This window comes from Nostoc sp., from assembly GCF_036917095.1.
Taxonomy (GTDB): domain Bacteria; phylum Cyanobacteriota; class Cyanobacteriia; order Cyanobacteriales; family Nostocaceae; genus Nostoc.
On record NZ_JBALFH010000021.1, the window covers coordinates 124877 to 139794 of the forward strand.

Below are 14918 nucleotides of genomic sequence, written 5' to 3' on the forward strand. Positions count from 1 at the left end.
GTTTGTTGTGTTGATGTAGTTTAAATTCAGCATTTACTAGTATTCTCAACGTCTCTCAGGCTTCATCAGTTACTTTTACCACTAATACCAATTATTTCTGAAGCTGCATAGAATTCGATCCCCCCTAGCCCACGCCAGTCGCTCCACTTGGGGAGACCCCAAGACCGCGCTGGCTCCCCTTAAAAAGGGGGGAATTCAAAGTCCCCCAATTTATCGGGGGATTTAGGGGGATCAAGATATGTGCAACTTCACATTAAATTGGTATAACGTATTGATAACTATTATCATAATGAGAATTGATGGGTAGTTTCATAGCTACATTTATATGAATAATAATGATTGTATTTGAAAGAAAGTTTTCTGTTTATATGCTCCTTGTGTTTCAATAAAAATATTTTTAATTACAAATTAAGAACTTTGTCAAGGGTTTATGAATCAGTTATAACTGGCTGTTTAAGGAAGTCAATGTGTAATTATTAAGATGGCTTTATCTTCTGATAATTTAATTTTTTGAGCCTATTTTTATTTAGATAATAATAGTACTTGTACTAAAAAGCGGGTTTCTAAGAAACAAGAATCTCCCACCACAGCGTAGCTTGGTGGGAGAGTGTCAATAGCCTCAGAATATTTTACGTTCTTCTAGATGGGCAAGAATATCTGAGCGATCGCGCCATACAGTCCGCAACTTTTTGTTGGCAAACATCTGTAACTGGTCGCTAATGTGGGGCGATCCGGGTTGACTTGCATTACCATAGCTGGTAAGTGCCATTGCCCGTACAGGGTTAGAAAATTCAATTGCAGCCACATAGGAATCACCTGCAACGGCTTGGAAAGTTTGCTCTACTCCTGGGGCAAAATTGAGTACGCGAAAAATTCCCAGCTTGCCATCCCCACCATTGGCAGATAAATCCACATCACCCAACCGTAACCGAAAAACCTTGCCCCACGGTACATCAAGCGCCCCATAAGTCTTTTCTACTTCTGCTGCTACTGCTTGCAGAGTTGCAACTGCACTTTCAGGATTAGCTAAACCATCGGGTGTGGTGCGTGGAGAATTTTCATTCCAGGGTTTACTAAACGCCTTATCTAAGTCCATCTGTTTTACCCAAAAGGCAAATAATACCGCCCCGCGACTATCTGCATTGGCTTGCCGATCCCAGGCTTCTAGGACATTAGCTGCTTTTTGCCCTAAGTCCTTACCGTACTTGCGTGCAGCCGGAATTAAATCATCCAAAATCCGATCGGCCAGTTCCATGCGGGTGGAGTGCTTGTCTGCAATCATTTCATCAAAAGAGATTTTGTCATCCTCAGCCAACATCCTTGCAGAACGTTGAGAGCGGAAATCCATGAACCGAGGTGCCATGTAAGGTGGGTAATTATCTGCTTTAATGGCGGCTGGAAATGTAGTTGTCCAAGGTGGGTCATTTGTATTTTGCAACCAGCCACTCTTCGGGTCAACTATGCGCGGTAAATCTTGGTAAGGATGGATTTTTGTCCACAAAGTTTTAGATGTATTTCCTGGGATTATGCCTTGCCAATATTCAAAATCACCAAAAGAGCGCACCGGAACTTGACCGTTGAATAGGTGCATAATATGCCCTTCTCTATCCGCATACATCACCGTAAACATTGGCAATTGCAAGCGCTGGAGTGTCTTTTCAAACTGGGCAAGGTTTTTTGCTCGTGCCATATCCCACCACTGCTGGAGTACACCTGGACGGTCAAGACCTGCAACTCTCAGCGCCACGGCTTTACCATTTTTTTGGACTATCACAGGCCCGTGGACAGAACTTTTCACTACTAATGGTTGCTCTTGCAAGGAGCCATCTTTCTGCTTCACTTTTAAGGAAAGAGTTTTTGTCTGAAAGTTACGAACTTTGTCATCAAAGCGGTACCCATTACCTGCCAGTGTCAGTTCAAAAATATCCCAACCATCATAGGTGTTAACGGTGTGAGTCCAACCTAAGTTGTGGTTAAATGCGATCGCTAATACGGGAATGCCTACAAGTGTTGCCCCATAAGCATCAATTCCTGGTGCGCTGATTTGGGCTTCATACCACAAAAATAAATCTGACCAAGGTAGATGTGGGTTTGCTAGCAACATGGCGTTCCCATTGGCAGTATGAGTTGGTGCGATCGCCCAACCATTAGATCCTGCTTGCAACTTTTCTTTGCTCAGGTCTAATACTTCCTCCCCATTGACCACAAAGGTGAAATTGAGTACCCGGTGTAAGTGAGCCATGACATCTTCTGCCTTGACTGGTAGCACCACCTCAACTCCATCGTCAATCAAGTTAGGATTTTGTTTTGCATAAGCATTGATTCCAGTAGCAAAAGCATCAAGATAACTGCGAAAAGTTGGACTCTGTGCTTTGTACCAAGAATGAGCGCGTTCTGGTACTCCCGCAGTCTGTACCCAACGATCTGAATCGAGGTATTTCTCTCCCCAATATTCGGCTGCGCGTCCCCGTGCTTGACCATAGAGACGCAAAAGCAAATCTCCATGACTTTGCATTTGTGCCCAACCAAAAGCATAAAATGCACTCTGGTCATCTTTACCGTAGATGTGCGGCACACCATAGGTATCCCATAATATCTCTGTGGATTTTGTTGGTACAGCCATAGTGCGGCTTCCTACCAACAAAACCAGTATTAAACTGAGTATTAAGGGTAAAACGCGTATTGATTTTCTTTTGTAAACTCTGAGTAAACTATCAATCCTCATTAACACCACCATGTACAGATGTAACGCCTGGTGACTGAAACTGCTATTGGTCAAAGAAGAAGCAGGGGAAGAGAAGAATTACTGAACAATAGACCTCTTGCAAAAGTCCCTAATACCCCACCCCCAACCCCTCCCCGCTCTTCGGGAGGGGAGACAAAGCGTAGCTTTGGCGGGGTGGGGTTCTTATTTTTTATTTATGCGAAAGGTCTAATAACCCTCTTTCCTCCCCTGCCTCCCCTGCCTCAACCAAGAAATTTCTTAACCGAAAGGTATTGGCACGCAAGTGACTTTGACAAAGCAGATTTAAGTTGATCTAACAATACCACTTTGTTGAGAATTTATATCAAAGATGGAAGAGTATCCTTTAGGGACTTTCAAAAAACCAGAAACAGCATTTATTCAATTAAGTGAGTTCAAGGCTGTCTAAAGTAGCATCACATACAACATTCTGGCAACATCATCTCAGAGTTCGTCTTCTTGCACTGTCATTGTAATAATTGTTGCTGGCGATTGATGGTAAAATTAATGCTATCAATTAGCAATAATCTTACAGTAAAGAGGGCAAGATGTTATAACAACTCCTGACTCCTACAGTTTTCACTTCTCACTTTTCTAAAGTTCTTACACTCAACACTTGGGGTGGTGTCGAATCTGGTGGATAAATCACATCTACCTGTACTATCCGCTTAGTTGAAGGTGGAAGTACAACCTGCACCAATGGTTCTAACACCTGACCAGTTCTGTGCCATAGATGTACGTAGCGTGTCTTTTGTTGACCTTGGTCATCGAAGTAGCGTAGTCGCACTGTACCACGGAAGAAAGGAAAATCTAGGGATGGTTTGCGGAAACGCACACCACCTTGGGATAATTTATCTTCCTTCAAAGGTGTTTCTAAAGTAACAGTCACGGTCTGGTTTTGGTTGGTATTGTTGCTTAACGGTAAGGTGAGTTTATATTCCACCCCATAATTACCATGTGCTTCGTATGCCGTATCGGGATAACGTACCAGCATTTTGGCCGTTTGGATTTGTTGAGTGCCCAATCGACCACTGAGCAATGTGTCTAAAGCATAGGAAATAGCTTTGCCACGCTGGGGAATAGTCAGATTTGTGGCTTGGGGATTATCCACCAGCTTTGCTTGCCACTGGGAACCACTAGACACACCAGCTACACTTTGGTGAAGTTTGAGCGATCGCTGAATTATCTTTATGAGTTGTGCACCCAAAGGTTTGAGTTAGAGCAAGTTCTAATATAAATATAAATACAGGCGATCGTAATTTAGCTAGCATAAATTTGAACGTCAAAAAAGTTGTAGTATCAAATATAACAAGTTATTACTACAACTTCCTTAAATCCTTCGGTTGTTTTATTTCTCTTTTTTCCTTCTTCCTTTAGGACGGACACTTTCCTCAAGCCGGGAAACCCGCCCACGGAAGTGTCCTCCTCTTTGCGTCCTGGTTCGTTCCTTTACCTGTCAAACTTCGCCTGACAGACCGCTAACGCAGATGTTTGCACCATGATTATTAACTCCCGACCCCAACTGTTTGCCGTTCTCGCCGTGCGACTTCTGCACGTACTAAAGGAATCACATCACGCCCATAAGCGATCGCATCCTCTAGAGGATCAAAGCCCCGGATCAACAAGGTAGTCACACCTGCATCGTAGTAATCAACTAAAGCCTCTGCCACTTGTTCTGGTGTACCCACCAGAGCTGTGGTGTTACCTGCCGCACCAGTAGCTGCTGCGATCGGTGTCCAGAGACGCTTATCGTAAACCTCATTTTTGGCTGCAAAATCTAGCAGACGTTGCGATCCTACTGCCTGGGGTCTAGCTGGGGTAGCTAATTTCGCCCCTCCTCGCAACTCCTGAATTCGCGCTAAAATGCTATGTGCTTTCTCCCAAGCCTCTTGTTCTGTAGCACCAAGAATCGGTCGCAGGGAAACGCTGAAACGAATGGAACGACCGGGTGGTAAAGCAGCACGTACCTCTGCGATTCGTTCTTTAACTGCGGCAATTGGCTCACCCCACAAGGCGTAGACATCACTGTGTTTGGCTCCTACTTGTACGGCTGGGCCAGATGCACCACCAAAGTAAAGCGGGATGTGGGGTTTTTGCAGTGGCTTGATCGCAGAGAAAGCATCTTTGAGGCGGTAAAATTCGCCTTCGTAATCAAAAGGAGTGTCGCTTGTCCAGACGCGACGAACGATTTCTAAATATTCATCGGTGCGGCGGTAGCGGCTATCATGATCCAGCCAGTCGCCATCTTTTTGCTGGTCAGCATCGCTGCCACCGGTAATGATATGTATTGCTATCCGGCCGTTGGTAAAATGATCGAGGGTAGCTGCCTTGCGAGCTGCCAAAGTTGGCGCTACAAAACCCGGACGATGAGCGATCAAAAAGCCCAATCTCTCGGTTGCTGAAGCAGCAAAACTAGCAATAGTTAAACCATCAGGGCTACTAGAACTATAGCCAATCAATACTTTGTCAAAGCCTCCTTCTTCATGGGCTTTGGCAAATTCACGAACGTAAGCTGGATCGATGATGTCATCGCCCAGACCACCCGATGTACTATTTAATTCCGAAACCGGTTTTGTCCGGATCAATCCAATAAACTCAACTGGCATAATTAATATCTCCTGAAAATGTTATGGACTGGGGATGAGCAGGAGGCAGGGGGCAGGGGAGGCAGGGGGAGCAGGGGGGGAAGAATTAATAATCAATGCCCAATACTTAATCAATCAAACAAGTCTGGTTGATCGTGGGTAATTTCATCCCACAAATACTGGAATCCACCCCAGCCTGCTTGGTGAGTACCAGCGCGTTGTTGGATCTTTAAGGCGATGTCGCGGTCAATCGGGACAGGTTTTCCTACAGCTTCTGCTAGCAATTGCGCTTTAGCAGTGTCCTCTAACCTGATGTACCACCAAGCTGCTTCGTCCACACTGTGTCCCACGGTCAATATTCCGTGGTTGCGTAAAATCGCAGCTTTGCTATTGCCTAGTGCCTGAGCAATGCGTTTTCCTTCACTTGTCTCCAATACAATGCCTGTAAAATCATCAAATAGAGCATGATCTTGGTAGAAAGCACAGGAATCTTGGGTAATCGGGTCGAGCAACCGACCCAAAGATGACCAAGTTTTGCCGTAGAAGGAATGAGCATGAGCCGCTGCTATAACATCGGGGCGGGCTTCGTGGATTTGAGAGTGAATGGCAAACGCTGCTTGACTAACTTTGCCTTCACCTTGGACTACCTGACCTTCACTATTCACCAGTATCAGGTCTGATACGCGAATGCGACTGAAATGTATCCCAAAGGGATTGACCCAAAAGCGATCGCTAAATTCGGGATCGCGGGCAGTGATGTGTCCTGCCAATCCTTGAGCAAAACCCAAACGCGCAAATACCCGAAAGGCTGCTGCCAAGCGTTCTTGGCGATGGCGACGCTCTGATTCAATAGAAACAAATGTCGGTGGTTGGAAGGGATTGCTAGGGCGGACGGGAGAAGTTTGCACCATGATTTTCAACTCCTACGTATGGATTGGGTAGACGTACAGTGTTGCCTCATTGTTGGTGGAAGCGTTAGCCAGAAAGGAGAGCGTCAAGGTTTGTGGATAGACATCGCTTCACCATTAAACTAGCGAGACAACAAACGATTTATGGTTATGGGTCGGTAGGCGATGCCTACGGCGGTAAACTACGCAGTTTTCGCTGCAAATATATATTGTTCAATCATGTCCAGCGGACAAAGCTACAAATAACTTTTGGCTGATAGGTGTGAATACGCTGCTAATTACCTGATATTAGGTTTTCAGCTATCTAGTTAGAACAAATTTATTAACTAGAGTAATGATACTGCCAAGCATATTACGGCAAATCAATCGGTTTACAGTATTTTAAATTATGATGAACCTACCACAGTTCATTTAAATAAGCAAGCTCAATGTAGAGTAAGTATTATGGAAAATATACTTGAGGAGAGTGTTGGGGAACTCCAGAAATTAAATTATTCAATCTTGGGAGCGAAGACGATCGTTAGATTCTCCCTGTCCTGCAACGCCAGCTCGCCAAAGCGATGGGATATTTTTTTAGTTGGAAGTCCCTAAGCTCGTCAGTTATTCGGAGTAAGTATAGTCCGCTGATGGTTGTCATAATATCTTTGAATACAATTTGGTATGACTTAAGTAGATGTATGAATAACAAAATTAATTAAAATATTCCTGGAATTAATGCTAAAAATATGCTGTTATCTGTAAAGCCATTACTAATATCTATCCAGCTTGTAGCTGCTGTTAGTTAAAAAGAATCTCAACAACTTGGTATAAAACATAGAGACTATAGAGAGATATAATTCTTACTGCGTAAGAGTTTGATACACTTTATTTGTGTTTATTTGTATTTTGAGTTCTACATTAGAAGTCATAGAACTTGATGTAATAAATTATCTATGACTTACGATAACCGCGCCGAAGTACAAAAGGTTTTAATTATTACCCTACTGCTCAACCTATTTGTAATGGGATTGAAAGCACTTGTGGGCTACTGGACAGGTTCTTTGAGTTTGCTAGCTGATGCATTGCATAGTGTGACAGATAGCGCCAACAACGTTTTAGGGTTAATTGCGAGTAAATTTTCTTCTCCACAACCCGATCGCGAGCATCCCTACGGACACAGTAAATTTGAAGCAGTAGGAGCTTTAGGAATTGCCTCATTTTTAGGAATAGCCTGTTTTGAAATTCTGCAAGGAGCAATCGAACGAATTCTCAAAGGTGGTGGTGAACCGATAAAAATATCGCCACCTGAGTTGTGGTTATTACTAATTGTGCTGGGCGTGAATATTTTTGTGGCGTTTTACGAACGTAGCGTGGGTAGGCGGGTAGGTAGCTCAATCCTCATAGCTGACGCGACACATACCATGAGCGATATTTGGGTGACAATCTCTGTAATTGCTGGCTTGATAGGAGTTTGGCTAGGTTATCAATGGATGGATTTGGTGTTAGCTTTTCCTGTCGCTTTGTTGGTATTTTGGAGCGGCTGGTCAGTTTTAAAGGAGAATTTGCCTTGGCTTGTAGACCAAATGGCGATCGCACCAGAAGCAATTCATGCGATCGCTACTTCTGTTCCAGGTGTAATTAACTGTCATGATATTGCTTCTCGCGGCGTTCTTGGCCGTCAAGTGTTTATTGAAATGCATTTAATAGTAGATGCACCAGATGTAGAAACCGCTCACCACATCACCGAAGAAGTAGAAAGTCGGTTAGAAGAACGGTTCCGTCCAGTCAGGATTTTAATTCACGTCGAGCCACCAGCATATAAGTCTGAGCAAATTAGCTTTGAAACTGGAGCTAAATAGTCTCAGCAATTCCAAATCATGCCCTGTTGAAATATAAAGCAGCGCCTTTTAAAGGATGAAACAGTTCTGCCTTTAAAAACTTGTTATTACCAACACCTTTTTTCCCAACCAACACCTTACCAAAAGTTATGTTATGGAACCTTGATTTCTTCGTTTAAGAAGTACGATCGGGAACATGAGAAAAGATGACCGACACATGACTGCATCTTTGTTTTAACTCTTATCAGAAGCAACCAAATTTGCGACGATCGCAACTAGTTCTCCTGGATCGACTGGTTTAGCCACATGAGTCTGAAAGCCAGCTTCCAAGGCTCGGCTACGATATTCGCTATCGCCATAGGCAGTTAAAGCTATAGCAGGGAGTTTCCCCCAAATATCGGGCTTTAACGCCCGGATCTTGCGGATGAGGGTGTAGCCATCTTCACCAGGCATAGCAATATCACAAATCAAGACATCTGGTTGCAACTCAGCTAGTACTTTCAATGCTACCGCTGCCGATGCAACTGCCATAACGGTGGCTCCATCAGCTTCCAACACGGTAGTAATGTAAAAGCGGCTATCGTCATCATCATCAACTACGAGGATGTTTAAGCCAGCAAGGGGGAGAGGAGGTTCCATAACATCGCCATTAACGTTGATTAAATGAAAGTAATTTCTAATGAGCTGCTTTTTTCCTCAGTGACCACACCATTGGTAATTTTACTGCGATCGCGCCTACTTTTCTAGACAATAATTCAATTTGTCCAGCCACCATCCAATTGATGGTTAATTATTCGCTGACATTTATAATTATTGACTGGATAAAATTATGTTGGTGTTTAAATTACTTTACATTTAAAAAATTAACTTTAAAGAATAGTTGAGGTTCAAGAATAATCTTGTTAATTACTGACTGCTTTATTACTAACAGGTTTGGATTTTGATGGAGGCTTTTAAAATCAATACGCAAGAGTTAAGGCTCGATCCTCCCAAATCCTCTTTAAAAAGAAGGGGATTAGAGCAAGCCTTAAAAAAGGAGCCGCTGCGGTATTGGGTTTTCTCCAAACCGAAAGTCAAAAAAATAGACAATGCCGAGGCTTAAAACGGATCGGGGCGGCATTGCCATTTGGAAATACAGCAGGAGTTGGGAGTAAAATAGGCTTTATATTTGGCTCTAGAGTTGAAAAAATTTACCTCATTATCTTGCAAACTGCTGTATGTAAATCTACACTACTGTAATAAATTTGAACCATAGCAAAGAGTGATGAGTTTTTAGTTAAGTCAACTCAAAAGTTGATTACTCCCATTCAATGGTTCCAGGCGGCTTAGAGGTGATGTCATAAACTACCCGATTCACCCCTTTCACTTCATTCACAATCCGAGTGGAAATTACTTCTAGTACATCGTAAGGGACTCTGGCCCAATCAGCAGTCATGCCATCTTCACTGGTCACAATCCGCAAAACAATGGGGTAAGCGTAAGTACGTTGATCCCCCATAACGCCAACACTACGAATTGGCAGCAATACAGCAAATGCTTGCCAGAAATCATGATACATCCCGCGTTGGTTAATTTCTTGCCGGACAATCAAATCGGCATCGCGCAAAATGTTTAATCGCTCAGATGTGACTTCCCCCAGGATGCGAATTGCCAAACCAGGCCCGGGAAAAGGTTGGCGTTGGACAATTTCTTCTGGTAAACCGATGGAACGCCCAACTTTGCGGACTTCATCTTTAAATAGTTTCCGCAGTGGTTCTACCAATTTAAATCTTAGGTCTTTGGGCAAACCGCCAACATTGTGATGACTCTTAATTTTCACGGCTACCCGCTCACCACTTTGGGGATCGACGTTGGTGTCAGCAGATTCGATCACATCTGGATAAAGAGTCCCTTGAGCCAGATAGTCAAAGTGACCGAGGCGTTTGGATGTTTCCTCAAATACGCTGATAAATTCGTGTCCGATACGGCGACGTTTTTCTTCAGGATCGGTGATATCAGCAATCGTAGCTAAAAAGCGATCGCGAGCATTTACATACTCTACAGGAATGTGAAATTGCTCTTGGAACAGCTTTACCAGCCGCTCTGGCTCATACTTTCGCATAAAGCCTTGATCGATAAATACGCAAGTCAGTTGGTCGCCAATCGCTTTATACAGCAAGAACGCTAAGGTAGAAGAATCCACCCCACCAGACAACGCCAACAGCACCCGCTTTTCACCAACTCTGGCGCGAATTTCTCGAATTGCCTCTTCGACAAAAGCTGCTGTTGTCCAAGTGGGTTCGCAATCGCAGATGTGATAGACAAAATTACGAATTAATGCTATACCGCCAACAGAATGCACCACCTCTGGATGGAACTGAACGCCGTAAAGCCTCCTTTCGTGGTCGGCAACGGCAGCACAGGGAGTATTTTTTGTATGCGCCAGCAATTCAAACCCTGATGGCATTTGGGTAACTGAGTCTCCATGACTCATCCACATGGTAGTGCCATCTTCGACATTAGTGAGCAAATCTGTGGGATCGTCAATATATAATGAGGCTTTGCCGTACTCACCTCGATCGGCCTTTGCCACTTCCCCACCGAGTTGGTTCACCATCAACTGCATCCCATAGCAAACACCCAAAATGGGTATTCCCAAATTCCAGATTTCTGGGTCACAATGGGGAGCGTTATCACCATAAACCGAACTCGGCCCACCGGAAAGGATGATTCCCTTAGGATTGAGTTGGCGCAAATGTGCAGAAGTAGTGCGATACGACAAAACTTCCGAGTATACTTGAGTCTCGCGGATGCGACGGGCAATCAGCTCAGAATATTGAGAGCCAAAGTCCAGAATTACAATCAATTGGCGATCGAGCCGCCCAAAATTTTCCAAAGTTTGGGGCGCTTGTTCTGTTGGTAGAGTCACCGCTGTATTCATGACGGGAGTGTTATGCCTGTTAAGGATAGATGCTTTGTGGTCTATGGTGATGCTATTATTCAGCCTGGGCTGGCTGATAATGGTATAGAGAGCCTTTACAAACGCGAGTTTATGTGCGTTTGTCTAGTCCGGGAGTCGGAGATGGTATTAAAACGATAAACTTACCCTAGAGTGGTTACTTAAGAAATTATTTATTTGGATTGTTTACGATTATTCATAATAAATTAACATAATTTTCCCATCAACAGACCAGCAGTTTTACTCTTCACGATAATTTTGCGATCGCGATCGAAGAGGATAGAGCCACAGATTGTTACTTCTGTGCCCTTTTCGCTATGACTTTGAATGTATTCTTTAGAACGGACATCGATGGCTTCGGCGATCGCACTGTAAACTTGACTTACCCAATCACTACCAGTTGATGCATCTAGTGATTTTAGGTATATTAGTGCGGCTTCAGCGGTTGCACTGTTAAACACAGCTTGGATATCTGGTGATTTTAAACCTGCGATCGCACAGTGCGCTGCCAAAATTTCCCGCCGTCCATCAGCCAAGTAGTGATGGGTGTGAAAAATCCCTCCGGCTAGTTTCATCAGCTTACCGTGATAGCCAAATAATAAAATTTCTTTCACGCCCAGCACATCAGCTTCTACTAACATTGGGCCAAGCCAGTTAGCAGTTTTGACCAATTGTTCGGGATTAATCCCTAGTTTACGCGCCAAATCTAGGCCATTCTCGCCGATACAGAATACTAAACTCTCGAAACGACTGGCTTTATTTTGTAATTGATCCCGAAAAACTGCAAGCTGATCTGGTGTACTCAAGGGTTGAGAAATGCCAGTTGTGCCTAAAAGGGAAAGTCCTTCAACCACACCAAAAGCAGAATTTGAAGTTCTAACAGCAAGCGATCGCCCTTCGGGTAGAATAATCGTCACCGTGATTTTTTCCCCCGGTGCTAGCATTCGTTGCAAATTCTCTTGCAACAGCCTTTGAGCATAAGCATAAATAGCTGGCTTGTCATCGGCATTCATCTGTCTGCCAATCCCTTCCCCACCTTTAATAATTATTGGCTCCCCTGCTTCCCTCCACTCCACCAGCGCCCAAATCGGTGTATCTTTAGTCAAATCGAGATTATCACCAGGATCGCTGCGAGCGATCGCTAAAGCTGTACTTTCTGATAGTCCTGCTACCTGTTCAATGGGGATTTCTGCGATTTGAGCGGGTTCAATCAAATCTATAGATGCTAAAGTTAGGGATTGGCGATCGCGTAACCAATGTAAAGCTGCAACAGCAGCAGCGCACGCAAAGACGGGAAGTGTGTATCCAGAACGGGACATTTTGTAAATTTAAAAGTCAAAATAATTCTTCAAAAATAAAGACAGTTTTAGACGGCAATTTCGACATCAACTGTAGTTACTTCCTTTAGGGTAACGTTCTCTCTCTACCTCCCTCAATACGGTCGGCGTGCAACGGGCAATTTAGACCGTGTTTACTTTGCTGAGTTCGACGCGACCGCCTTCAAATACTTGCATCATTAGCTGATAACCCTCCATCAGGGACATCCCGACGAGTGGTTCTGAATCAGCCTCATCGACCGGGATTGTCAGAATATCTCCATCCCAAACTAATACTGCTTCATAGACATTGAAAACGCATTCACTCCCATCTCCAAGAATGGCTCGTCCTCGCCTCTTCCATCTCAGATTCAACTGAGCGATCAAATCTGGAGGCAGTGAAAGCCAACCGTTAAAGCCTGTGTCTACAATCGCATCTTGTGTGTAAATTTTGCCATCGGAACCACAAACTGAAAGTGAAATAATCGGTTCAAAATCCGCGTTAACGATTCCGGCGATCATACGGCTTTTTTCATGCGTCCGCCGAATCGACGAACATAGCGAGAACCAATGCGGACAATCCAGATTTGAGCGTCTGGGTGACGGGCTTCGAGGCGATCGCAGGCAGCGATTTCACTAGCATCGACTTCAAAAGCTCCAGTTTCGATGTCGATCGCCACAATCTTACCATGATTATCTGCTTCAACCTGTGAGCGCACCTGAGATTCATAAATCTCATCGCCACGTCGAGCGAATTCTTCTTTGCCGTAGCGGGGTTGGCGAACTGTCATAGAAATAGCCTCGTGTTCACGCCTCTAATTTTTCTATTTTAGGCTAGGGGCTTTTCGCTTCGCTCAGAGCCTACGGTTAGATAAAACCAAGCTACCCAATAAACGGATCGGGACTGGAATTTTCCTACTTCATTCCCTCAAAATAACCAAAAACTTCCTCTGTAATGAATACAGAGTTTTGATTCCAGCAATTTCCTTCATACCTACCTGGCAATATCTCAAAATAGCAAGTACCGTCTAATTCACTCAAACTACGAATGAGGCGTATACGCTCCATAGTGTTTTCTTCAAGCAACTGCTGTTCTCTCTCTTCTACCAATTCTCGAAGGGCGATCGCTGCCTCTTTATAAAGAAAACCACCACTATTCTGTAACCGCCGCCTAAGTTTTTCGGTTGGTAGTTTACGGAATCTCTCTTTGTACTCAAGTATTTTCCGAAAGTACTGTTCCTGTTTACTCATTCAACAAGCCTTGATAGACATTTCTCTATCAAAAATCTCAAAGTCAGCCTTGCCGTAAAATTACGAATTACGAATTACGAATTAGTTAGATTCCTACTTCTGATAATAGAGCTTCCATAGCTTCCCAAGAAATTCCTTGTTGAATATAACGGGGTGCTTCAGGATTGTAAGGACTGCCTACTCGGTCAATATTGAGGATGTTTGCCCCATCTGGCATAACTGGTACATCTGCATCAAAAGCCGTTGGACGCATCAAAGAACTGGAAAAGCCTTTGAAAATGGCAATTGTATCTTGCTCATCAGCAATTTCCACCGTTACAAGTAGAACTTCTTGAGGGCGTTTAGCAGTGTATTGTTCCAGTCGCTTGCCAATGGAATCCATTTTTTTTAGAGTGGGGTATGGTAGTGCAATGATGCTTACTGTGGTGTGGCCGAACGTCCCTGCTTGCCCAGCTTAATTAAAACAAAATAGCTTAAGTAAAGCACATAAATTAGTAAACTAGTTATGCCAAGAAAACCTAAGAACTCAGCTTTGCTATTAGCATGGAAATATTCTTTGAATAGCAATGGAGCCTCAAACCAGACGCTACAATAGGGAGTCTTCAGGGTACTGGCAGAAAAAGCACAACCCAAAAAAGGGATAAAGGCTAGTGTACCCAAAATAGAATAAACAGTTGTAGCCCAGCGCCAAGAAGTAAAAATTAATTTCAAAGAGCCACTGGTTTGATATTCAATTTCATCGTTGATATCCACCCAGAACCACAGCGAAATCGGGATCAAAATCTGAGCTATCAACCCAGAGATAAAGCTAACTGGATACTGAGCAATCATTAAGTAAATTGTGATTGCCACCAGGCTTGATACTCGCCAGTATATAGTCAATAAGCGTTGTATGCCTTCTGCTTTTTGCACAAACGCCCAAATCAGTAGAATTAGCGGAATAATTACCAGGAACAATACTGCCAGTCGGTAATCAATCCAGACGAAAGGGCGAAACCAAATATTAAAGTCCATAGTTTTTCTCAAACGATAAATAAAACATTTTTAACCAAGAACAAGATCCATAACTGACAAACTGTAAGCTATTAGCTAGCTAATAGTCCATCTATATTACATAACACTTTAATCAAAGCACAAAGTCTAGCCTCAAGACTGCGCTCTAAGAGGTTGTTTGAAAAGTGGTTAACTATAATTTTAGGCACAACCGATCCCCCCTAGCCCACGCCAGTCGCTCCACTTGGGGAGACCCCAAGACCGCGCTGGCTCCCCTTAAAAAGGGGGGAACCGGAATCAAAGTCCCCCAATTTATCGGGGGATTTAGGGGGATCTAGAATGTTTTGTTACCGAGAAGAAAACTTTT

The 14918-nt window shown here is 43.7% G+C and carries 13 protein-coding genes and 1 pseudogene; 2 read left to right on the forward strand and 12 right to left on the reverse strand.

What is annotated here, in order from left to right; all coding sequences use genetic code 11:
• Positions 1 to 619: 619 nt before the first annotated feature.
• The 4 genes and pseudogenes from V7L01_RS10140 to V7L01_RS10155 form a co-directional block, all read right to left on the reverse strand.
• On the reverse strand, positions 620 to 2725 hold the full coding sequence (locus V7L01_RS10140) for an acylase (protein ID WP_335034322.1): 2106 nt from the start codon (positions 2723 to 2725) through the stop codon (positions 620 to 622).
• Positions 2726 to 3329: 604 nt separating this feature from the next.
• A pseudogene (locus V7L01_RS10145) lies at positions 3330 to 3908 on the reverse strand (DUF3370 family protein); the annotation flags it as partial.
• 340 nt (positions 3909 to 4248) lie between these two features.
• Positions 4249 to 5349 (reverse strand): LLM class flavin-dependent oxidoreductase, encoded by a 1101-nt coding sequence (locus tag V7L01_RS10150; RefSeq protein ID WP_335034324.1) that lies wholly within the window; start codon positions 5347 to 5349, stop codon positions 4249 to 4251.
• Between the two features lie 110 nt (positions 5350 to 5459).
• Positions 5460 to 6239, reverse strand: a complete 780-nt coding sequence (locus V7L01_RS10155) for a class II aldolase/adducin family protein (protein WP_335034326.1) — start codon at positions 6237 to 6239, stop codon at positions 5460 to 5462.
• A 92-nt stretch (positions 6240 to 6331) separates the two neighbouring features.
• Between V7L01_RS10155 and V7L01_RS10160 the strand changes: the two genes are divergently transcribed.
• Both V7L01_RS10160 and V7L01_RS10165 read left to right on the forward strand, forming a co-directional pair.
• Positions 6332 to 6493, forward strand: a complete 162-nt coding sequence (locus tag V7L01_RS10160; protein ID WP_335034328.1) for a hypothetical protein — start codon at positions 6332 to 6334, stop codon at positions 6491 to 6493.
• Between the two features lie 675 nt (positions 6494 to 7168).
• Positions 7169 to 8074 carry a cation diffusion facilitator family transporter gene (locus tag V7L01_RS10165; protein WP_335034330.1) on the forward strand — a complete coding sequence of 302 codons (906 nt, stop codon included), beginning with the start codon at positions 7169 to 7171 and terminating at the stop codon, positions 8072 to 8074.
• Between the two features lie 213 nt (positions 8075 to 8287).
• Here V7L01_RS10165 and V7L01_RS10170 read toward each other — a convergent pair whose 3' ends face one another.
• The 8 genes from V7L01_RS10170 to V7L01_RS10205 all read right to left on the reverse strand — a co-directional run bounded on the left by V7L01_RS10170 (position 8288) and on the right by V7L01_RS10205 (position 14572).
• A complete protein-coding gene (locus V7L01_RS10170; protein ID WP_335034332.1) occupies positions 8288 to 8692 on the reverse strand; it encodes a response regulator in 405 nt (134 codons plus the stop codon).
• Between the two features lie 658 nt (positions 8693 to 9350).
• Entirely contained in the window at positions 9351 to 10973 is a 1623-nt protein-coding gene (guaA, locus tag V7L01_RS10175; RefSeq protein ID WP_335034334.1) for a glutamine-hydrolyzing GMP synthase, read from the reverse strand.
• 224 nt (positions 10974 to 11197) lie between these two features.
• Positions 11198 to 12310, reverse strand: coding sequence for a cobalt-precorrin-5B (C(1))-methyltransferase CbiD (cbiD, locus tag V7L01_RS10180; RefSeq protein ID WP_335034336.1), 1113 nt, complete (start codon positions 12308 to 12310; stop codon positions 11198 to 11200).
• Positions 12311 to 12451: 141 nt separating this feature from the next.
• Positions 12452 to 12829 carry a clan AA aspartic protease gene (locus V7L01_RS10185; RefSeq protein ID WP_335034337.1) on the reverse strand — a complete coding sequence of 126 codons (378 nt, stop codon included), beginning with the start codon at positions 12827 to 12829 and terminating at the stop codon, positions 12452 to 12454.
• Entirely contained in the window at positions 12826 to 13098 is a 273-nt protein-coding gene (locus tag V7L01_RS10190) for a hypothetical protein (RefSeq protein ID WP_335034339.1), read from the reverse strand. Before V7L01_RS10190 ends, V7L01_RS10185 begins: the two co-directional genes overlap by 4 nt.
• Positions 13099 to 13222: 124 nt before the next feature.
• The gene (locus V7L01_RS10195; protein ID WP_335034341.1) at positions 13223 to 13558 is read right to left on the reverse strand and encodes a hypothetical protein; all 336 of its coding nucleotides are present in this window, start codon (positions 13556 to 13558) and stop codon (positions 13223 to 13225) included.
• Between the two features lie 85 nt (positions 13559 to 13643).
• Complete coding sequence (locus tag V7L01_RS10200; protein WP_335034343.1) at positions 13644 to 13940, reverse strand: DUF7734 family protein; 297 nt, start codon at positions 13938 to 13940, stop codon at positions 13644 to 13646.
• Between the two features lie 35 nt (positions 13941 to 13975).
• Positions 13976 to 14572, reverse strand: a complete 597-nt coding sequence (locus tag V7L01_RS10205) for a DUF3177 family protein (protein ID WP_335034345.1) — start codon at positions 14570 to 14572, stop codon at positions 13976 to 13978.
• Between the last annotated feature and the right edge of the window lie 346 nt (positions 14573 to 14918).